The 20,984-nt window shown below is 75.1% G+C and carries 16 protein-coding genes; 8 read left to right on the forward strand and 8 right to left on the reverse strand.

Features of this window, described 5'->3' with window-relative positions:
* Position 1: 1 nt before the first annotated feature.
* From manB to rfbD, 3 genes are read right to left on the reverse strand one after another with little or no spacing between them, the layout of a single operon-like run.
* A complete protein-coding gene (manB, locus tag NH2_RS11660) occupies positions 2 to 1,081 on the reverse strand; it encodes a mannose-1-phosphate guanylyltransferase (RefSeq protein WP_067652648.1) in 1,080 nt (359 codons plus the stop codon).
* A 21-nt stretch (positions 1,082 to 1,102) separates the two neighbouring features.
* On the reverse strand, positions 1,103 to 1,996 hold the full coding sequence (locus NH2_RS11665; RefSeq protein ID WP_067652651.1) for a glycosyltransferase family 2 protein: 894 nt from the start codon (positions 1,994 to 1,996) through the stop codon (positions 1,103 to 1,105).
* A gap of 11 nt (positions 1,997 to 2,007) precedes the next feature.
* On the reverse strand, positions 2,008 to 2,916 hold the full coding sequence (gene rfbD / locus NH2_RS11670) for a dTDP-4-dehydrorhamnose reductase (RefSeq protein WP_067652653.1): 909 nt from the start codon (positions 2,914 to 2,916) through the stop codon (positions 2,008 to 2,010).
* Between the two features lie 334 nt (positions 2,917 to 3,250).
* Here rfbD and NH2_RS11675 point away from each other — a divergent pair, with 334 nt between their 5' ends.
* From NH2_RS11675 to NH2_RS11685, 3 genes are all read left to right on the forward strand, one after another.
* Positions 3,251 to 4,723: an LCP family protein gene (locus tag NH2_RS11675; RefSeq protein WP_245650561.1), complete on the forward strand. Its 1,473-nt coding sequence runs from the start codon at positions 3,251 to 3,253 to the stop codon at positions 4,721 to 4,723.
* On the forward strand, positions 4,723 to 5,433 hold the full coding sequence (locus NH2_RS11680; RefSeq protein ID WP_067652655.1) for a TIGR03089 family protein: 711 nt from the start codon (positions 4,723 to 4,725) through the stop codon (positions 5,431 to 5,433). The genes NH2_RS11675 and NH2_RS11680 overlap by 1 nt, the downstream gene beginning before the upstream one ends.
* Positions 5,434 to 5,547: 114 nt before the next feature.
* On the forward strand, positions 5,548 to 6,858 hold the full coding sequence (locus NH2_RS11685) for a cytochrome P450 (RefSeq protein ID WP_067652657.1): 1,311 nt from the start codon (positions 5,548 to 5,550) through the stop codon (positions 6,856 to 6,858).
* On the opposite strand, the gene NH2_RS11690 is transcribed toward NH2_RS11685, so the two are convergent.
* Positions 6,851 to 8,443 carry a carboxylesterase/lipase family protein gene (locus NH2_RS11690; protein ID WP_245650562.1) on the reverse strand — a complete coding sequence of 531 codons (1,593 nt, stop codon included), beginning with the start codon at positions 8,441 to 8,443 and terminating at the stop codon, positions 6,851 to 6,853. The two genes, NH2_RS11685 and NH2_RS11690, sit on opposite strands and share 8 nt — an antisense overlap.
* A 119-nt stretch (positions 8,444 to 8,562) precedes the next feature.
* Here NH2_RS11690 and NH2_RS11695 point away from each other — a divergent pair, with 119 nt between their 5' ends.
* Entirely contained in the window at positions 8,563 to 8,781 is a 219-nt protein-coding gene (locus NH2_RS11695) for an FmdB family zinc ribbon protein (RefSeq protein ID WP_067652658.1), read from the forward strand.
* A 5-nt stretch (positions 8,782 to 8,786) separates the two neighbouring features.
* Here the strand turns inward: NH2_RS11695 and NH2_RS11700 are convergent, their stop codons facing one another.
* The 4 genes from NH2_RS11700 to NH2_RS11715 form a co-directional block, all read right to left on the reverse strand.
* The gene (locus tag NH2_RS11700) at positions 8,787 to 9,068 is read right to left on the reverse strand and encodes an Rdx family protein (protein WP_067652659.1); all 282 of its coding nucleotides are present in this window, start codon (positions 9,066 to 9,068) and stop codon (positions 8,787 to 8,789) included.
* 11 nt (positions 9,069 to 9,079) lie between these two features.
* Positions 9,080 to 9,460, reverse strand: a complete 381-nt coding sequence (locus NH2_RS11705; RefSeq protein WP_067653496.1) for a YchJ family protein — start codon at positions 9,458 to 9,460, stop codon at positions 9,080 to 9,082.
* Between the two features lie 231 nt (positions 9,461 to 9,691).
* Entirely contained in the window at positions 9,692 to 10,111 is a 420-nt protein-coding gene (locus NH2_RS11710) for a hypothetical protein (RefSeq protein ID WP_067652661.1), read from the reverse strand.
* Complete coding sequence (locus NH2_RS11715) at positions 10,108 to 12,669, reverse strand: AAA family ATPase (RefSeq protein ID WP_084505468.1); 2,562 nt, start codon at positions 12,667 to 12,669, stop codon at positions 10,108 to 10,110. Before NH2_RS11715 ends, NH2_RS11710 begins: the two co-directional genes overlap by 4 nt.
* A gap of 334 nt (positions 12,670 to 13,003) precedes the next feature.
* On the opposite strand from NH2_RS11715, the gene proS reads away from it, so the two are divergent.
* The 4 genes from proS (at position 13,004) to NH2_RS11735 (ending at position 20,914) form a co-directional block, all read left to right on the forward strand.
* A complete protein-coding gene (gene proS / locus NH2_RS11720; RefSeq protein ID WP_067652663.1) occupies positions 13,004 to 14,443 on the forward strand; it encodes a proline--tRNA ligase in 1,440 nt (479 codons plus the stop codon).
* Between the two features lie 113 nt (positions 14,444 to 14,556).
* The gene (locus NH2_RS11725; protein WP_369690041.1) at positions 14,557 to 17,394 is read left to right on the forward strand and encodes a DUF5691 domain-containing protein; all 2,838 of its coding nucleotides are present in this window, start codon (positions 14,557 to 14,559) and stop codon (positions 17,392 to 17,394) included.
* Positions 17,391 to 18,491 carry an ATP-binding protein gene (locus NH2_RS11730; protein WP_067652667.1) on the forward strand — a complete coding sequence of 367 codons (1,101 nt, stop codon included), beginning with the start codon at positions 17,391 to 17,393 and terminating at the stop codon, positions 18,489 to 18,491. Before NH2_RS11725 ends, NH2_RS11730 begins: the two co-directional genes overlap by 4 nt.
* The gene (locus NH2_RS11735) at positions 18,488 to 20,914 is read left to right on the forward strand and encodes a DUF5682 family protein (RefSeq protein WP_218021700.1); all 2,427 of its coding nucleotides are present in this window, start codon (positions 18,488 to 18,490) and stop codon (positions 20,912 to 20,914) included. Before NH2_RS11730 ends, NH2_RS11735 begins: the two co-directional genes overlap by 4 nt.
* Positions 20,915 to 20,984 lie beyond the last annotated feature (70 nt).

Raw genomic sequence — 20,984 nt, forward strand, 5'->3', positions numbered from 1 at the left:
GTCAGACGTCGGTGCTGAACCGGATGCCGCCGTCGGGGATCACGACGCCGGGCCAGACGCGAGCACCGCGAAGGAGTTCGCAGCGGGCGCCGACGTGCGCGCCGTCGCCGATCACGCCGTCGCGGACCAGGGCCCGCGGGCCGATCCGGGCGCCGAAGCCGATGATGGTGCGCTCGACGGTCGCCCCGGCCTCGACGACCGCGCCGTCGAAGACGACCGCCCCGTCCAGCCGGGCCCCGGCCCCGATCTCGGCGCCACGGCCGACCACCGAACCGCCGATGAGCAGCGCACCCGGCGCGACCCCGGCACCGGGGTGCACCAGCGATTCCCCGCGCTGGCCGGGGAGCGCGGGCGAGGGCGCGATGCCGCGGACGAGGTCGGCACTGCCGCGCACGAAGTCTTCCGGGGTGCCCATGTCCCGCCAGTAGGACGAGTCGACGTGCCCCTGCACCCGCGCCCCCTCGGCGAGCAGCGCGGGGAAGACCTCGCGCTCCACCGAGACCGGCCGCCCGGCCGGGATCTTCTCGATGTACTCCCGCCGGAAGACGTAGCACCCGGCATTGATCTGATCGGTCGGCGGATCCTGGGTCTTCTCCAGGAACGCCTGCACCCGCCCGTCGGCGTCGGTGGGCACGCAGCCGAAGGCGCGCGGGTCGCTCACCCGGACCAGGTGCAGCGTGACGTCGGCGCCGGTGCTGTGGTGCGTGTCGAGCACCTCGCCCAGGTCGGTGCCGCCGAGCACGTCGCCGTTGAACACCATGACGGTGTCGGCGCGCAGCTTGGGCAGCACGTTCCTGATGCCGCCGCCGGTGCCGAGCGGCTCGCTCTCAAAGACGTACTCGATCTCCAGCCCCAGCTCGGAGCCGTCGCCGAAGTGCTCGGAGAAGACCTCGGCCTTGAACGAGGTGCCGAGCACCACGTGCGTGATGCCCGCCGCCCTGATCCGGGCCAGCAGGTGCGTCAGGAACGGCAACCCGGCCGTCGGCAGCATCGGCTTGGGCGCGGAGAGCGTCAGCGGCCGCAGCCGGGTGCCCTTTCCGCCGACCAGGATGACCGCGTCGGTACCTTCGTTGCCTGCCATCAGCTCCCCTGTCGAGAGTTCCTAGCGCTCGCGGCCTTGCGCGCGCAGCGCAGATCGAACCGCAATCCGGGAGCGGACCGCAAGTCCGGCGCGAAGGGCGAGCCGCAAAGGCAGCTGCCACCAGTGCGGATGCCGGTCCGCCTGGAAGCGGTAGGCGCTGGCGTGGTGCGCGGGCAGCATGAGCTCGGGGTGCCTGCCCGCCGCGTGCCCCTTGGCATGCGTGACCTCGGCGGACGGCACGAACACGTTGTGCCACCCGGCCTGGCCCATGCGGTCGCCGAAGTCGACGTCCTCCATGTACATGAAGTAGCGGGAGTCGAAGCCGGAGATGCTGTCGAAGGCGGCGCGCCGGACCAGCAGGCAGGAGCCGGAGAGCCAGCCGACGGTGCGCTCGGAGATCTCCTCGTTCTCCCGGCGGTACCGGCGGGTCCAGGGGTTGCCCGGCCAGACGGCGCCGAGGACGGCGTGGCCCGCGCCGTCGGCGAGGCCGGGCACCCGGCGCGCGGAGGGGTAGACACTGCCGTCCGGCTCGCGGACCATCGGGCCGAGCGCGCCCGCGCGCGGCCAGCGCTGCGCGGCGGCGAGCAGCTCGTCGATGGCGCCGGTGCCCCAGCGGATGTCCGGGTTGGCGATCACCACGAACTCGACGGACGGGTCGATCTGGGCGACGGCCATGTTGATGGCGCCGCCGTAGCCGATATTGCCGCCGGTGCGGAGCAGCCGCACGTGCGAGTTGGCCTCGGCGGCGAGTTCGGGTGCGCCGTCGGTGGAGCCGTTGTCGGCCAGGATGACCTGGGGCTTCTCCTCGGTCGCGGTAGCGAGGGTGGTGATGAAGTGCTCGAGGTGCTCACCCGGTGAATAGGTCACCGTGACGACCACGAGCCCACCGGGGGCAGCGGATTCGGTTGCGCTCACGGCGGCCCAGCCTAGTCGCCGGTCGCGGCGCCCGCGCCCGCCCCGGCCCGCGCGAGCGCCGCGTGCAGCGCGACCTGCCATTCCCGCAGCGGGGTGAGGCGCGCCTCGGCCCAGGAGCGGTTGCTCAGCACCGAATAGGCCGGGCGCCGTGCCGGTCTGGGGAAGGCGGCGGTGTCGACCGGCCGCACCCGCTCCGGGTCGGCGCCGACGGCGGCGAAGACCGCGCGGGCCAGCTCGTACCAGCTGGCCTGCCCGGCATTGGTGGCGTGCAGCAGCCGCGGCGCCTCCGGGCGCTCCACCAGCTCGAGCAGCCCGGCGGCCAGGTCGGCGGCGAAGGTCGGGCTGCCGACCTGGTCGGCGACGACGTCGACGGTGTCGCGCTCGCGCTCCAGCCGGAGCATCGTGCTCACGAAGTCGGCGCCGCCGACCGAGTACACCCAGGCGGTGCGGACCACGTGCGCCCGCGCGGTGCTCGCCAGCACGGCCTGCTCCCCGGCCAGCTTGGAGCGGCCGTAGACGGTGACCGGGCCGGGGGCGTCGGTGGTGTCGTAGGGCACGGTGTCGCCGGACGCCGAGCGGGTACCAGAGAAGACGTAGTCGGTCGAGAGATGAACCAGCCTCGCTCCAGCCAGGGCGCAGGCCGCGGCGAGCACCTCCGGTCCCGTCCCGTTGCCCGCGAAGGCGGCCGCGGCGTCGGTCTCGGCGGCGTCCACCGCGGTGTAGGCGGCGCAGTTCAGCACGGTGGCACCCGGCTCCAGCGCGGCCCGCACCGCGTCCGGATCCCGGATGTCCAGCTCGTGCCTGCGGTAGCCGCGCGCGTGCGGGGCGAGCCGGAGCAACTCGCGGCCGACCTGCCCGTTCGCCCCGGTCACGATCAGGGGGGTGCGGGCGGTGGCGGCTGCTTCCGTCGCGTCGGTCACGGCCGCCAGTCTGGCACGCCGGGCGGGCGCGGTTCGGCGGCGTCCCGGTTGCCGTTCGTTAGCCTGAGGTCTCCGGCCCGGGCGGAAGAACGGCAGGGGCCCGCCGTGCGGGAGACTTGCAGGTGGACGAGCACTGCGCTCGATTCGCAGAGAGGACGCAGAGGTGCCGCAGCGCGGGTACGACGAGCAGGAACCGGGCCGCGACCGGCGCGCACCCCGGGAGCGCGCGCCACGGGCCGGCTCCGAGCGGCGGCAGTGGCCGGAGCGGCGGCCACGGCCGGAGCGCACGCCACGGCCGGAGCGCAAGCCGCGGCCGGAGCGGCGGCGCAGGCCGGTGGCGCAGGCGCCCCTGCTGGACGAGAAGCCACGGCCCGCCATCGTCGGCCCGGCGCGGGTGCTGGTCGCGCTGGTGGCGGTCGCCACCTTCGCGGTGACCGGATACGGCTGGCACGGCGTCGACGCCCTGGTCTCGGATATCGAGCGGATCGACAACCTCTCGCTCGGCGGCGGCAGGGACGGCGCGGTCGACATCCTGCTGGTCGGCGTGGACAGCCGCACCGACGCGCACGGCGACCCGCTCTCCGACGACGAGCGCGCCATGCTGCACGCCGGCGACGAAGTGGGCACCAATACCGACACCATCGTGCTGATCCGGGTGCCGAACGACGGCAGCTCGGCGACCGCGATCTCGATCCCGCGCGATTCCTACGTCGACATCCCCGACTTCGGCAAGGGCAAGATCAACTCCGCGTACGGCGCGACCAAGGAGACCGAGCGGCTGGAGCTGCTCAACCAGGGCGTCTCCGAGCAGGCCGCCGAGGACCGCTCCACCCAGGCCGGGCGCAAGGCGCTGATCTCCTCGGTCGCGAACCTCACCGGCATCAGCGTTGACCACTACGCCGAGGTGAGCCTGCTCGGCTTCGTGCTGCTCACCGATGCGGTCGGCGGCGTCGACGTCTGCCTGACCAACGCCGTGGACGAGTGGATGTCCGGCGCCGAGTTCCCGGCGGGGCAGCAGAAGCTGAACGGCCCGCAGGCGCTCAGCTTCGTCCGGCAGCGGCACGACCTGCCGCGCGGCGACCTGGATCGGATCGTGCGGCAGCAGGTCTTCATGGCGCAGCTGGTGAGCCAGGTGCTGAGCGCGGGCACGCTCGGCAACCCGGGGCGGCTGCAGCAGCTCAGCGATGCCGTCGGCCGCACCGTGGTGCTGGACGAGGACTGGGACGTGCTCGCCTTCCTGCGCCAGCTGCGCGACCTCTCGGCCGGGCAGGTGCAGTTCGAGACCATCCCGGTGGCCGACCTGAACGGCACCACCGCCTACGGCGAGGCCGTGGTCAAGGTCGATCCCAAGGCGGTGAAGAAGTACGTGGCCTCGCTCGTCGGTGAGCAGGGCGCGGGCGAGCCCTCGGTGCTCCCCGGCTCGGTCACGGTCGACGTCTACAACTCCTCCGGCGTGGCCGGGCTGGCCGGGCAGGTCTCGGAGGCGCTGACCGGCAAGGGGTTCCGGCCGGGCACGATCGGCAACTGGACCGGGGAGACGGCGCTCGCCAGCGCGGTGGTCGCCGCGGACGAGGAGGATCCGAAGGCCGCGGCGGTGGCGGAGGCGCTCGGCGGGCTGCCGGTGCGCGCCGACGCGACGGTGTTGCCCGGTGCCGTCGGCGTGGTGCTGGCGAGCGACTATTCTGGTCCCGGCTCGTCCGCGGCCGGGGTTTTCGACTTCTCGGAGACGGCGGCCGCCACCGCGACGCCCGTCCCACCCGCCCCTCCGATCGCCGCAGGGAACACCGGACCGAAATGCGTGAATTGATGCGAGACGCCCTGACGCTCACCGAAGCCCTGCTCGACCCGGTGCTGGCCCGCGAGCCGGCCGCGCCGCGGGTCACCTGGTACGACGACGCCACCGGCGCCAGGATCGAGCTCTCCGGGCTGACGTTGGCCAACTGGGCGGCCAAGACCGCCAACCTGATTCGCGACGAGTTCGGCCTCGCGCCGGGCGCCCGGATCGCGGTGCTGCTGCCCGCGCACTGGCAGACCGCGGCGGTGCTGCTCGGTTGCTGGTGGGCCGGGGCCGAGGTGGTGCTGCGCCCGGATCCGGACGCCGACCTGGCGCTGGTGACGGCGGCGCGGATCGATGAGGCGGACGGCGTGCCCGAGGTGGCCGCGCTCTCGCTGGACGCGCTCGGCGCGCCGGTGCGCGACCTGCCGATGGGGATCACCGATTTCGCGACCTCCGTCCGGGTGCACGGCGACCAGTTCCTGCCCGGCGGGCTCGGCACCGCGCTGGACGGGCTGACCGTGGCCGAGGTGCTCGCCGAGGCGCGCGGCTCCGCGCGCAGGCAGGGCTTCGCCGAGGGTGACCGGGTGCTCTCCAGCACGCCGTGGGAGACACCCGCCGAGCTCATCGACGGTTTCCTCGCGGTGCTGGCCGCGGGGGCGTCGCTGGTGCAGGTGGTGAACCCGGATCCGGCGCAGCAGGAGCGGCGGGTGGCGACCGAGCGGGTCACCGCCCGGCGCTGACCGGCGCCCTCCGCCCCCGGTAGGAGAACCGGGTCCGTCCAGGGCACGTTCCGCCCGGTCCCCGGTTCTCGTACGGTGGAGATCACCACGTCGAGGTGATTGCGAGGTCGCACCATGAAGACCAAGTACTGGTTCCGGTGGCTGTCCGAGCACGGGCTGCCGCGCTACGCGGTGCGCGCGGCCGCCAAGCGGGGCGACCGCTTCGCCGAGCTGATCGGCGGCCCGACCGGGGTCAGCGACCCGTACCCGATCATCGAGGAGCTGCGCGGCGACGGCCCGCTGCAGCGCACCGGGATCGCCTGGGCCAGCTTCGACCACGAGGTGGTGCGGAGCATCCTGCGCGACAGCCGGTTCGGCGTGCGCGACCCCGGCGGCTTCACCACGCCGCGGGCGCTGCAGTGGATCAAGGACGCCGCGCACGTGCCGGCGAACCCGGTGGAGCCGCCCTCCATGCTGGTGATCGACCCGCCCGAGCACACCCGCATGCGCAAGCCGGTGGCATCGGCGTTCACCCCGCGCGCGGTGCGCAAGCTGGGCGACCGGGTGGAGAAGGTGACCATCGAGCTGCTGGAGGCACTCCCCGACGACGGCCGCACCGACCTGATCGCCGGCTTCGCCTCCCGGGTGCCGATCGCCATCATCTCCGAGATGCTCGGCTTCCCCGACGCCGACCAGGACCGCTTCCTGGAGTGGGGCGACAGCATGACCCCGCTGCTCGATATCGGCATCTCCTGGCGGGACTACCGCCGCGCCTTCGGCGCCATGAACGTCATGGACGGCTACCTCTCCGCGCACATCGAGAGGCTGCGCGAGCAGCCGGGCGACGACATCCTGAGCACCCTGGTGAGCACCGGCGACCTGGACGACTACGCGCTCGCCGCCACTGCCAGCCTGCTCATGGGCGCCGGCTTCGAGACGACGGTGAACCTCATCGGCAACGGCGTTGTGCAGCTGGCCAGGCACCCCGAGCAGCTGGCCAGGCTGCGCGCCGAGCCGGAGCTGTGGCCGAACGCCGTCGAGGAGATCCTGCGCATCGACCCGCCGGTGCAGACCACCGCGCGCACCGCGCTGGAGGACGTCGAGGTCGGCGGGGTGCGGCTGCGCGCGGGCGCCACCGTGGTGGTCTCGCTGGCGGGCGCCAACCGCGACCCGGCGGTCTTCACCGACCCGGACCGCTTCGACGTCGGCCGGGAGAACGCGCGCGAGCACCTGACCTTCAGCAACGGCATCCACGTCTGCCTCGGCGCGAGCCTGGCCCGGATGGAGGGCGTCTTCGCGCTGCGCTCGCTCTTCGAGCGCTTCCCCGACCTCACGCTGGACGGCGCGCTCCAGCACCGGCAGCTCTTCACCCTGCACGGGTACCGGGCGCTGCCGGTGCGGCTCGGCCACCGCGCGCCGCGCGGGGTGCCGCAGCCGGTCAGCTGAAGCCGACCGCCTGCGGGCCCCAGGCGGTGTGCAGGTGGCCGTCCGGGTCGTCCACCATGCGGTCGATGGCATCGATGAGCAGCGTCGGCCTGGTCTCCCGGCGGTAGGGCGGCCAGTGCTTGGAGCCGTCGAGCGCGGCGGGCACGCCGTGCTCGGCGAAGGCCGCCCAGCGCCGCATGATCCGGCCGGAGACCGCCTGCGCCGCGCGCCTGCCGCCGAGCCAGAAGGTCGGGTCGTGGTCGAAGGTGCCGAAATTGCCGAAGACGTACGGCAGTTCGGTGGCATGGCCCGCGCCGACCCGAGCCGCGCGGAGCATCGGGGTCGCGTGGTCGAAGCGGTAGACGAAGGTCGGTGAATGCTGCGCGTGGCCGTCGGCCACCCAGCGCGCGGGCATCCGGAAGGCGGCGTCGGTGGAGATGGCGAGCGCGCCGCGCGCGGTCGCGATATCCGGGTAGGCGGCGGTGATCTCGGCCAGCCGCTCGGGGCCGAGGCCGGGGTGCGTGGCGGAGATGTCGCGCAGCATGGCGTTCACCGCATCCGGCGTCACCGGCATGATCGGCGAGCGGAAGAGCCGGAACAGCGATGCCTCGTCCTTGTTGCTGCCGATCACCAGCGGCACCCGCAGCGATTCCCCGCTCGCGAACCGCTCCACGGGGTAGCCGGGCAGCAGCTCGCCGTCGACCACCGGCGCGGCGGCCAGCCTGCCCGGCTCGGTCACCGGCACCTCGTCGAAGAGGGTGCCCGCCACCTGGGCGAGCCGCTGGATGGGCAGCTCGGTGAGCTCGGCGGCGCGCTGCGCGGGCAGCTCGAGCAGGTCGAGGAAGCGGTGTGCCACCTTCGCCGCGCGCTCCTGCCCGAAGACCGTGGTCGCGGGCGGGCTCTGCGCGATGGCCTTGTGGAACAGCCCCCGTGCGCGCGGCGCGGTGAGCAGCGCGGTGACGCAGCCGCCGCCGGAGGACTCGCCGAAGAGCGTGACATTGCCCGGGTCGCCGCCGAACTCGGCGATGTTCGCCCGCACCCACTCCAGCGCGGCGATCTGATCGTGCAGCCCCAGGTTCGGCACGAAGCCGTCGCCGAGCGCGGAGAGATCGAGGAAGCCGAGCACGCCGACCCGGTAGTTCACCGTGACCACCACGACGTCACCGGATTCGGCCAGCCTGCGGCCGTCGTAGATCTCCTGGGCGGCGGTGCCGAGGCAGTACGCGCCGCCGTGCAGCCAGACCATGACCGGGCGCGGCTCCGCGTCGCGGCGCGGGAAACCCGGCGCGAAGACATTCAGCCACAGGCAGTCCTCGCCCATGGTGAGCCCGCCCGCGACCGGGACCATGGTGCCCATGGTCTGCGGCGCCACGTCGCCGGCGGTGGTGCAGGGGCGCTCCCCCTCCCACGGCTCCGGCGGGCGCGGTGCGCGGAAACGGCCGGGGCCGGTCACCGGGGCACCGTAGGGAACGCCGCGCCACACGGCCACCGAGCCGGAGGTGGTGCCGCGGACCAGGCCGTGGGTGGTGCGGGCGACGGGCTCGGCGGGCGGATGGTCGCTGGCGTCGACGGCAACCACGTACTCCGGGCCGGTCTCGATCTCCATTGTCATGCTCTGTACCTCCTGACCTGCGCCGATCACCGAAAAGACATGATCGTCCTTTCGAGGGTACGTCCGGAGGGGAGTTCCAAACGGTTACTCGCGCCACCCGTTACCCTTGCGCTATGCCGAGTTACCAGTTCCGCTGCCGCAGTTGTGGTGACACCTTCGAGGTCTCGCGCCCGATGGCGCGCTCCGGTGATCCGGCCGACTGCCCGGCCGGGCACGCGGATACGGTCAAGCTGCTCACCACCTTCGGGACCGTCGGCGGGTCGAGCGCGGCCGCGCCGACGCCGGCCGCGCCCAGCGGTGGCGGGTGCTGCGGCGGCGGTTGCTGCCGGTAGCCGGGTCAGGAGTTCCGGTCGCGGTCCAGGTGGCCGAGATCACGTTCCGGCGCGACCCGATCGCGCACCCGCTGCTTGAGCTGCGCCACATCCGGGAAGCCGCCGTCGGCCTTGCGCTCCCAGATCTGCTCGGCGTCGACCGTGATCCGGAAGACGCCGCCGGTGCCAGGTACCAGCGCGACCTCGTCCAGGTCGGTCCCGAAGGTGTTCAGCAGCTCCTGCGCCATCCAGGCCGCGCGCAGCAGCCAGCGGCACTGGGTGCAGTATTCGATCGCCACGCGCGCCATGCGGGCCGACGCTACCCGACGACGCCGTCCAGGTAGTGCCAGGCGCCGTCCACCCGCTCGAACCGGCTGACCTCGCGCAGTACGTGGCTGCCCGCCGGATCGCGGTGGTGCGCGGCGAATTCCACCACGCCGTCGGGGTCGAAGGGGCCGCCGCGCTCGGTGCGCAGGATCTCCAGGAAGCGCCAGCGGATGTCCGGGTCGAGGTCGATCGAGTCCGGCCGGGTGCGCGGGTGCCAGGAGCGCAGCAGGTAGCCGCTGTCGCCGACGGCGAAGGCGGTGTAGCGGGAGCGCATCAGCGCCTCCGCGGTCGCGGCCTTCCGTTCGCCCGCGAGCAGCGGACCGCAGCACTCGTCGTAGGGTTCGCCGCGCCCGCACGGGCATCGCACCGCCATGGCGGTCATGGTCGCACGGCGGTGCCGCACGCCGACGCGGGCAGGTCCGGCGCCTCACACCCGGCGGGGCCAAGTCCGGCGCCTCACACCCGCGCGGGCAAGTCCGGCGCCTCACCCGCGAGGGCAAGTCCGGCGCCTCACACCCGCGGGGCAGGTCCGGCGCTTCACACCTGCGCGGGCAGGCCCAGTTCCCTCGCGCCCGCGCTGGGTGGGCGGGCGACACGACCCGGCTCAGGTGAGCGCCGCGAGGGCGTCGGCGAACTCCTCCGCCTGCTCGCGCCAGCGGCGCAGCTCGGTGACCGACGGGGCGAGTTCGTAGTCGTGGTGGTGCGCGGCGCGGGAGAGCGCGGTCCAGACCGCGGCGATCCGGGCGGCCAGCTCGTGGCCCGCGTGCAGCCGCAGCGCGAGCAGCTGCGCGCGCATGGGGCAGCGGGCGAGCGCCGGCTCCCGGCGCGCCCACAGCTCGTCCACCGCCTGCTCCACGGCGAGCCGCAGGATCCACGAGGTGGCGCGGGACCAGAGGCCGCCCGCGTCGGTCACGGTGCCCGCGAGCAGGTGGTCGGCGGCCTCGAAGCGCTCGGCGATCGTCGGCCGCGGGGCGCCGCGCTCGCGGTTGCGCTGCCTGGTGCGGCGCGCGGGATCGCCGGTCATCGCGTCCGTGGCGGGCTCTGCCTGCGCCGCGTCGCCCCGCCCGCGCCGCGCCCGCGCTGCTCGGCCGCCGAACGCCCCGAGTCGGCGGCGGCGGAGCTGCCCTTCGCGGCGGCACCTCGACGGTCCGGCGGGCGGTCGACACTCCCGTCGAGGTCGGCGGCGAGCCGGGCGATGAGCCGCTCGGTATCGGCGATGAGCGCACGCATGCTCCGGCCGATCGGGACGTGCGCGCCCGCGGTGGCGTCGCGCAGCACCTCGACGGCCCACCCGCCCTCGGTGGCGGCCAGGTGCGCGTTCAGGTCGTCGACCTTGCCGTCCACCCCCATGACGGCGAGCGCGACCATGGCCCGCGTGGTCTGCGCCGCCGAGACCCGGCGCTCCACCTCGTCGTGCGTCATGCCGCCGGCCAGCAGCGAGCGCCTGGCCCTGGCCAGCCCGGCCGCCTCCAGCGCGGAGCGGCAGCAGGTGGCGACCAGCTCGGTGGCGATGGCTGGCGGTAGCTGCCTGGTGTGCATGAGCGAGCGCGCGTCGGCGAGGTAGCGGCGCACCGGGTCGCTCACCGTGCGCACCTCGACCACCGAGCGCTCCCGGCGCTGCACCTCGAGCACCCTGGCGTCCAGCTGCATCCGGCGCACCGCCTCGGCCAGCCGCTCGTCGTGCGTGAAGACCACGACCTGCCTGCTCCGCGCGACGGCCGCGAGCACCGTGGCCAGCCCGTCGACCTTGGCCGGGTCCATGGCCTGCACCGGGTCGTCGATCAGCACGAAGCGGAACGGGCTGCGCTCCGCGGTGGCCCGCGGCAGGAAGAGCGAGAGCCCGAGCGCGTGCAGCTCGCCCTGGCTCATCACGCCGAGCGCGGCGCCGTCCACCTCGTCCACGGTGACGTCGAGCAGTACCCGGCGCGCGGTGCCCGCGCTGCCCTGCAGCCGGACCGCGCCCAGCTCCACATTGCTCTGCTGGCGCAGCGTCTGCCAGACCCAGCGCGCGGTCTCCTGCAGCGGCGCCATCCGCTCGTCACGCAGGATTCCGGCGGCGGTCTTCAGCCACTCCTCGGCGCGCTTGACCGTGCGCAGCTCGGCGGCGTCGGCCTCGACCAGCCGGGCGCCGGTGAGCCAGGCGGTGAGCCGGGGCACCAGCGGCGCCCACACCTCGTCCAGCCGCTCCAGCTCGGAGCGGGTGCCGCGGCGCACGTGCTCGAGCTCGTCCACCAGCCGGGTGTAGGCGGTGCGCACCCGCTCCGACAGCGCCGGGTCGTCGTCGGCGCCGTCGTCGAAGCGCAGCGCGGCCCAGCGGGTCCACGCCCCGACGACCGCGCCGGTGTCCACCGGGCGGCGGCCCGGCGCGACCAGCTCGTCCGGCACCGGCTGCGGCAGGCTGCGCAGCGCGGCGGCGGCCCGGCGCAGCTCGGCGCGGGCCTCGGCGAGCCCGGCCACCCTGGCCGCGAGCTCGCCGATGGTGATGTCGGTGGCGGCGCGCCAGGCGGCGTCCAGCTTCCCGGCGCCGCAGAGCGGGCAGACGCAGTCCGCGTCCCCGGCGTGCGAGCGGGCCCGGCGCAGCAGCTCGAGGGTGCGCAGGTCGGTCTCGGCGTTCCCGGTGGCGTACCGCGCGACCTCGGCGCCCGCGCGCTCCAGCCGCTGCACCGCCGCGCGCACCACCACGGCGGCCGGCACCGCGAGCCGGACCAGCCCGCGCAGCCCGGCCACATCGGCGGTGTCGTCGGCGCCGGTCAGCGCCGCCTCCACCGCGGCGAGCTCGGGGTCGGGGGTGCGCAGCAGCGCGGCCAGCTCGACCGCCCGCGGATCGGCGATGCGCTCCAGCGCGCCCGCGAGCTCGGTGCGCAGCGTCCGCGAGGCCCTGGCGGCGCGCTCCAGGGTGAGCCTGCGGGAGCGGACGCGCTCCTGGGCCGCGGTCAGCTCGTCCAGCCCGAGCAGCCGGTGCAGCGCGTCGAAGAGGTCGCTCGGCCTGCCGTCGATGAGCGAGCCGAGCTCGCTGTAGGAGAGGAACGGGCGGTGCAGCGCGAGCAGCGCCGACCAGGCGTCGACATCGAACGGCGCCGGAGCGGCGGTGCCGCGCTGCTCGGTCCACTCCGGCTCGGTGAGCTCGGCGTCGGCGGGCCAGGCGGCGCGCACCCGGATCTCGGCCGGGCTGCCCGCGGTGAGCAGGTCGAGCGCGATCCTGGTCGCGCCGGGGGCGTGCAGGTTGCGCCAGCCCTCGCGCCAGGCCGCGGAGCGCCCCTCCCAGCGCCGGTTGGCACCGGTCAGCGCGAGCTCGGCGGCCTCGGCGAAGCTCGACTTGCCGCTGCCGTTGCGCCCGACCACCAGCGTCAGCCCCGGGCCGGGCGCGAGCCGGAGCACGCTCTCCTGGCCGATTCCGCGGAAGCCACGAACGGCGATGCCGCGCAGGTAGATTCCGTCGTGCCGGGGAGCGCCCGCGGCTGCGGGCTGTTCGAGATCGCCGAGCACCGACCGGACGACGGCGACGACCTCGGGGTCGGCGGCGGGCCCGTCCTCCAGCAGGCGCGCGAGCGACCCCGTGGCGTCGTCCGTCTCGGCTCGCATCCCGCCCCCTCCCGCACGACCGGAATCGTGCCGAACGCTACCCGATGGCTGGGGCGACGATGCGCGGGGACGAACCTGCCCGCGCGGAGATGGAATTGGCCATCGAACGACGCGACCGCGCTCGATGTCCACCCCTCGCCAGCCCCGGCGGGCAGCTCGATGTGTCCGCACCCGGGCCGAGAAATACCGGGTGGTCCGGCACAGCCGAACAGGTCAGAATGCCAGACTGGCCGCGCGGGCGCAAGATCAACGACGGCGCGCGAAACCCGCTCGCGTGCAGCCGTTTCCGGTATCCACGCGGTGGCCCCATCGGCGCGGGCTAGTCTGGGCGTCCATGACGCGGAATGAACGTGGTGTGACCGCACCCAGTGCGGACTTCGCGGCCTGGTACAACGAGGTGGTCTTCAAGGCCGCGCTCGTCGACCGCGGCCCGGCGCGGGGCACCATGGTCATCCGACCGTACGGCTACCGCCTCTGGGAGCGGCTCCAGGAGGAGCTGGATCGCCGGATCAAGGACACCGGCCACGAGAACGCCTACTTCCCGCTGTTCATCCCGGAGAGCTTCCTCGCCCGCGAGGCCGAGCACGTCGAGGGCTTCGCGCCGGAGCTGGCGGTGGTCACGCACGCGGGCGGCAAGGAGCTGGAGGAGCGGCTGGTGGTCCGGCCGACCTCGGAGACCATCGTCGGCGAGATGATGGCCAAGTGGATCACCTCGCACCGCGATCTGCCGCTGCTGCTGAACCAGTGGTCGAACGTGGTGCGCTGGGAGATGCGGCCCCGGATGTTCCTGCGCACCACCGAGTTCCTCTGGCAGGAGGGGCACACCGCGCACGCCGACGAGGCCGACGCCAGGCGCGAGACGCTGCTCGCCTTCGGGCTGTACCGGGAGGTGGCGCGCGATCTCGCCGCGATGCCGGTGATCCCGGGCGAGAAGACCGCGGGCGAGCGCTTCGCCGGCGCGGTGGCCACGTACACCATCGAGGGCATGATGCGCGACGGCCGCGCGCTGCAGGCGGGCACCTCGCACTACATGGGTACCAACTTCGCCGCCGCCTTCGGCATCCGCTACACCGGCGAGGAGGGCCGGGAGGAGCTGTGCCACACCACCTCCTGGGGCATGAGCACCAGGATGATCGGTGGCATCGTGATGACGCACGGCGACGACAGGGGATTGGTGCTGCCGCCCCGGCTGGCGCCCTACCAGGTTGTCGTCGTGCCGATCACGCGCGGCGGCAATACCGAGGTCGAGCGCGCGGCCGACGAGCTGGCCGCCCGGCTGCGCGCCGCGGGCATCCGTACCCACGTGGATGCCAGGCCGCAGCTCAGCCCCGGTTTCAAGTACAACGAGTGGGAGCTGCGCGGCGTCCCGCTCCGGCTGGAGCTCGGCCCGCGCGATCTGGAGTCGGGCACCGCCGTGCTGGTGGAGCGGCTCGGCGACAAGGGCAAGCGCGCGGTGCCGATCGATGCGCTGCCCGAGATCCTGCCCGGGGTGCTCGACGAGTTCCAGGATTTCCTGCTGGCCAGGGCCACCGCCTTCCGGGACGAGCACACCCACGCCGTCGACGGCTGGGACGATTTCGCCGCCGCCGTCGGCACCGGCTGGGCCCTCGCGCTGCACTGCGGCACGAGCGCCTGCGCGGACGAGATCAAGGCGCGGACCGCCGCGACCCCGCGCTGCGTGCCGCTCGACGGCGAGCCCGCGAGCGGGGTCTGCGTGCGCTGCGGGGCACCGTCGGCGTACGGGAAACGGGTGATCTTCGGCCGCGCGTACTAGCCGCCGCCGCCTGTCGGTGCACTGGTATAGAACTGCTTCCGACGACGCGATCGGCACCCGCCGGTCGGCCGGATCGGGGGGTACCGATGAGCACGATCACGGGAGGCAGCCGCGTGGGCACGACGCCCTGGAGCGAGGAGCAGGTCGCTGCCGCGGCACCGGACCAGAGCTCGCTCGCCGCCGCGCGGAGGCTCGGCGGCAAGCTGGGCGACACCGTCGCGCACGGCACCGCGCTGGCGGGCACCTGCGCGGGCAGCGGGCGCACGCCCTACCGGGTGGTGGTCGATCTCGCCGGTCCGGCCTTCCGCTGCACCTGCCCCAGCCGCAAGTTCCCCTGCAAGCACGCGCTGGCGCTGCTGCTGGCCTGGTCGTCCGGGGAGGTGCCGGAGCGCGGCGAACTGCCGCCCTTCGCCACCGAGTGGCTCGCCGCCCGCGCCACGCGGGCCACCGCCGCGCCTGCCCGCCCCGCCGATCCGGAGGGCACCGCGCAGCGCAGGGCTCGGGTGGCGGCCGGGCTGGCCGAGCTGGAGGTCTGGCTCGCCGACCAGGTGCGCACCGGGCTCGCCAGGGCCGATCGAGTGCGCGGATTCGAGGCCATCGCGGCCCGCATGGTGGACGCGCAGGCGCCCGCGGTGGCGTCCGCGCTGCGCAGGCTGCCCGCGGTCGCCGCGGGCCGCTCCGACTGGCCCCGGCTGGTGCTGCGCGAGTACGCGCGGTTGCAGCTGCTCGCCACCGCGCACCGCGGGCTGGCGGAGCTGCCCGAGCCGCTGGCCGCGGGGGTCAGGGCGCACATCGGCTACCCGATGGCCGCCGAGGTGGTGCGCGCCTGCCCCGCGGTGCGCGACGAATGGATGGTGCTCGGCACCCGCGCCACCGTCGAGGAGCGGCTGCACACCAGGCGCACCTGGTTGCGCGGCAGGCGCTCCGGGCGCTGGGCCATGCTGGTCGAGCACAACTTCGGCAGCCAGGTGGCGGTGAGCGCGGCGCCCCGGCTCGGCTTCATGGCCGAGGCGAGCCTGCACTTCTACCCGGGCGCGGCGAACCCGAGGGTGCAGTGGGGCACGCGGCACGGTGCCGATACCCCGGTCACCTCGCTGCCGCTGCCCGAGGGCGCGGGCCGGATCGATACGGCGCTGCGCGGCTACGCCGCGGCGCTCGCCGACGACCCGTGGCTGCGGGCGCAGCCGGTGCTGCTCACCGAGGTGGTCCCGGTGGTGGGCGAGAACGGCTGGTCGCTGGCCGAACCGAGCGGCACCGCGCTGCCGGTCGCGCCCGGTGAGCAGCCGTGGCGGCTGCTCGCGATCTCCGGCGGGCACCCGGTCGCGGTGATCGGCGACTGGACCGCGGAGGGGCTGGTGCCGGTCGCGGTCTTCGCGGCGGGGGAGCTGCACCGCGCGGACGAGCCGCTCGGCCCCGCGGTACCGGCCCCCGAGCCGCCGCAGCCCGCGCAGGCGACCGCCGACCTGGTCTCGGTAGCGCTGCTCGGCACCGCCCAGCGCGGGCTCGACGCCACGCGGCTGCCCGGCCCGGTGGCCGATGCCGTGGCGCGGATCGCCGACCCGGCCGCCGCGCTGCTCGCGGCCGCCGCGCTCCAGGATCTGCTCGACCGCGGCGGCGTTCGGGCGGGCACCGCCGTGCTGCCGGAGCCTGCCGCGGCGGATGATCGCCCGCTGCTGCCCCGCGCGGCATCCGACCGGCTGGCCAAGCTGCTCGGCCGCCGCTCTCCCTTCCTGCCGGAGTGGTTCGCCGCGGCGAGTCCGCACGACTTCCGCGCCCCCGACGCGCTCGGCGTCCGGCTGCTGGAGTACGCCCGCACGCTGCCGGAGTACCGCGGCCCGCTGCTCCGGCTGGCCGGGCCGCGCGGCCGCTGGCTGGCGGCGGCGCACCCGTCCTGGAACGACTTCCGCGTCTCGTCGGACGAGGTCGCCGAGGTCTGGGCGTACGGCAAGCCGGCCGCGCGCCGGAATCTGCTGCGCGAGCTGCGCCGGGACGACCCGGTGCGGGCCCGCGAGCTGCTCGCGGGCACCTGGGCCACCGAGCCGGGGGCGCAGGCCGCCGAGCTGCTCGCGGTGCTCGGCGACGGGCTCGCCCCGGCCGACGAGGAGCTGCTGGAGAGGGCGCTGGCCGGGCGCCGCGGCGACGTCCGGCGGACCGCGGCGGCGCTGCTGGCCCGGCTGCCCGGCTCGGCCTTCACCGAGCGCATGCGGCAGCGCGCCGCGCGCTGGCTCCCGGTCCGCGGCGGCACCCGGCTGGAGCTCGCGCTGCCCGCGGAGCTGCCGCCGGACGCCGAGCGGGACGGCCTCGCCGAGAGCGGCGCCGAGTTCGGCTACCGCTGGTCGGGCGGGCCGGACGACACCGCCGCGCTGCTGCGCAGGCTGGTCGCGGCCACCCCGCTCGCGCACTGGGAATCGGCATTCGGCTCGCCGGTGCGGGCGGTCGCCACCGTGCTGGACGACCGGTTCCGCAGGCCGCTCTTCGACGGCTGGATAGATGCCGCGCTCGCCGCGGGCGACGGCGCGTGGGCGGCGGCGCTCTTCGACGCCGGGGTCCCGACCGACCAGGCGCTGCTGCGCAGGCGCGAGCTCTTCGCGCTGCTGCCTGCGGCGGAGCGGAGCACCAGGCTGCTCCGGCTGGACGGCGCCTGGCTCTCCGAACTGGAGGCGCTGCTGCCCGCCGTCGAGCACCCGTGGCCGGAGCAGGTGGCGCACCACGTGCTCCTGCTGCTGCACGAACGGGCGCGGATCGCCGCCCGCCGACCGGGCACCTCCGGCGCCATGCCGACCGCGCACCGCTCGCTGCTCGCCGCCGCCGCCGCGCACCTGCCGCCCGACGCCGCCCCGGTCGTCGCCGCCACAGCCCACCGCTGCGAGGACGCCGCCTGGGGCGATGCCTTCCAGCGGCTCGCCCGCGACCTGACCATCCGCTCGACCATGCTCGAGGAGCTGCAATGACCGCACCCACCACCGACACCGGCCTGCTCCGCCCGCACGCCGAGCAGGCCTACGCCGCCGAGCTGGCCGCGCTCGCCGCCGCCGACGACCGGCCGCGCCCGCCCTCCTGGCAGCTCTCGCCCGCGGCCGTCGTCACCTACCTGCTCGGCGGGGTGCTGCCGGACGGCACCGCGATCAGCCCCAAGTACATCGGCCCGCGCCGGCTGCTCGAGGTCGCGGTCTCGACGCTCGCCACCGACCGCGCGCTGCTCCTGCTCGGCGTGCCCGGCACCGCGAAGACCTGGGTCTCCGAGCATCTCGCCGCCGCCGTCTCCGGCGACTCGACGCTGCTGGTGCAGGGCACCTCGGGCACCGCGGAGGAGGCCATCCGGTACGGCTGGAACTACGCCAGGCTGCTCGCCGAGGGGCCGAGCGAGGCCGCGCTGGTGCCGTCACCGGTGATGACCGCCATGCGCGCCGGGAAGATCGCCAGGATCGAGGAGCTCACCCGCATCCCGTCGGACGTGCAGGACGCGCTGATCACCGTGCTCTCCGAGAAGACGCTGCCGGTGCCGGAACTGGGCAGCGAGGTGCAGGCGGCCAAGGGCTTCACCGTCATCGCCACCGCCAACGACCGGGACCGCGGCGTCAACGACCTCTCCTCCGCGCTGCGCCGCCGGTTCAATACCGTCGTGCTGCCGCTGCCCGCGGGCGAGGACGAGGAGGTCGCCATCGTGACCAGGCGGGTCGCCGAGCTCGGCGCGGCACTGGAGCTGCCGCCGGTGCCCGCGGCGGCCGAGGAGATCCGGCGGGTGGTGCGGGTGTTCCGCGAGCTGCGCGCCGGGGTCACCGCGGACGGGCGGACCAAGCTCAAGTCGCCGTCCGGCACGCTCTCCACCGCCGAGGCCATCTCGGTGCTCACCAATGGGATCGCGCTCTCCGCGCACTTCGGCGACGGGGTGCTGCGCGCCTCGGATATCGCGGGCGCGGTGCTCGGCTCGGTGATCAAGGATCCGGTGGCGGACGCGGTGGTGTGGACCGAGTACCTGGAGGCCGTGGTGCGGGAGCGGCCGGAGTGGGCCGACTTCTACCGCGCCTGCCGCGAGGTGTCCGGGTGAGCACCGCCGTGACCCGGGTGTTCGGCATCCGGCACCACGGGCCGGGGTCGGCGCGCTCGCTGCGCGCGGCGCTGGCCGAGTTCCGGCCGGACGTCATCCTGATCGAGGGCCCCGCCGACGCCGATCCGCTGGTCGGCTACGTCGGCGCCGCCGGCATGGCGCCACCGGTGGCGCTGCTCGCCTACGTGCCGGGCGAGCCCGCCCGCGCCGCCTTCTGGCCCTTCGCCGCCTTCTCGCCCGAGTGGCAGGCACTGCGCTACGGCGCCGAGCACGACGTCCCCGTGCGCTTCTGCGACCTGCCCGCCACCCACGTGCTCGCCGCCCGCGACCACGAGCCCGCCGAGCACCGCGACCCGCTCGCCGAACTCGCCGCCGCCGCGGGCTACGACGATGCCGAGCGCTGGTGGGACGCGGTCGTCGAGTCGGCCGCCGATTCCGGCGCCTTCGACGCCATCACCGAAGCCATGCGCGCTCTCCGCGAGCCCGCCGCACCCGGCGAGAGCGCCACCGCGGCCGCCGACGAAAGCACCCCCGCACGCGGGGGCGGGGCGGCAGCCCCCGACGACATCCGGCCGCCCGGCGACGGGACGTCGGCACCCACCGGCCCAACGGCCGCTGACCCCGCCCGCCCGGCCGCACCGGTGCCGAGGGGCGCCGCCGAGGCGCCGGGGGGCGGGGCGGAGCCCCGCGTCCTCCACCCCATCCCGGTGGACACCGGCACCCTCCGCCGCGAGGCGTACATGCGCCAGACCATGCGCAAGGCCCTGCGCCAGGGCGCCGAGCGCCTGGCGGTGGTCTGCGGCGCCTGGCACGCCCCCGCCCTCGACGGCCCCCTCGGCCCGGCCGCCCCCGACACCCGCCTGCTCACCGGCCTGCCGAAGGTCAAGACCGCGACCACCTGGGTCCCGTGGACCCACTCCCGGCTCGCCACCGCCTCCGGCTACGGCGCCGGCATCACCTCCCCTGGCTGGTACCACCACCTCTTCACCGAGACCGAGCACCCGGTGGTGCGCTGGCTCACCCGGGTCGCGGGCGTCCTGCGCGCCAACGACCTCCCGGTCTCCAGCGCGCACGTGATCGAGGCGGCCCGCCTCGCCGAGACCCTCGCGGCGCTCCGCGCCCGCCCGCTGGCGGGGCTCTCCGAGGTCACCGAGGCGGTGCGCGCGGTCATGTGCGGCGGCGACGAGACCCTCGTCCGGCTGATCGCCGACGAGCTGGTGATCGGCGAGGCGCTCGGCGCGGTCCCGGAGGACACCCCGACGGTCCCGCTCGCCGCCGACCTCACCGCCGCCGCCCGCTCGCTCCGGCTCAAGCAGGAGCCCACCGTCCGCACCCTCGACCTGGACCTGCGCAAGGAGCGCGAGCTGCGCCGCTCACACCTGCTGCACCGGCTTCTCGTGCTCGGTATCGAGTGGGGCGTGCCCGCGCAGAGCCAGGTCCGCGGCACCGGCACCTTCCGCGAGACCTGGACCCTGTGCTGGGAGCCGGAGTACGCGCTCGCGGTGATCGAGGCCTCGCGCTGGGGCACCACCCTGCGCACCGCCGCCGAGGCCAGGATCCTGGACCACGTCGCGAACGCCGACATCACCCTCGCCGACCTGGCCACCGCGCTCGACACCGCGCTGCTCGCCGAGCTCGGCGCCGCCACCGACGGGCTGATCGCCCGGCTCGGCGAGGTCGCCGCGCTCGACCACGACGTCACGCACCTGCTCGGTGTGCTGCCGGGGCTGCTGCGCACGCTGCGCTACGGCGACGTGCGCGGCACCGATGTCAGCGCGCTCGGCCGGGTCGCCGACGGCCTGCTGGTACGGATCTGCGCCGGGCTGCCCGGCGCCGTCACCGGGCTCGACACCGAGGCCGCCGAGAAGCTGCGCGATCAGATCGACGCCGCGAACGCCGCGCTGCGCACCGGCGCCGACGGCATCGAGCAGTGGCAGGCCGCGCTGCGGGTGGTCGCCGACCGGGACGACGTGCACGGCGCGCTGGCCGGGCGGGCGGTGCGGCTGCTCGCCGATGTCGGCGAGATCGATGACGCGGAATCCGCGCTGCGGCTCGGGGCCGCGCTCTCGGTGGGGCGCACCGCGCAGGCCAAGGCGGCCTGGATCGACGGCTTCCTCGGCGGGCGCGGGCTGCTGCTCGTGCACGACCGGGAGCTGCTCCGCCTGGTCGACGAGTGGGTGCGCGGCCTCGCCGACGACCAGTTCACCGAGGTACTCCCGCTGCTCCGCCGCACCTTCGGCGCCTTCGAGCAGCCCGAGCGGCGCGCCATCGGCCGCGCCGTGCGCGGCGGTGCCCGCGCCGAGAGCGCGACCGCCGCCATCGACCTCGAACGCGGCGAACTCGCCCTCCGCGCCGCCCTCACCATCCTGGCGACGGCGCCGAGCGCCGCAGGCGCCACTCACCCCGCAGGAGCACCGGTATGAGCACAACCCCTCAGGTCCGCGGCCCCGCCGACGCCGACCCGGCCCACATGCCACCCACCAGGCCGCACAG

This window comes from Nocardia harenae NBRC 108248 (assembly GCF_001612885.1).
In the GTDB taxonomy this organism is placed as follows: Bacteria; Actinomycetota; Actinomycetes; order Mycobacteriales; family Mycobacteriaceae; genus Nocardia; species Nocardia harenae.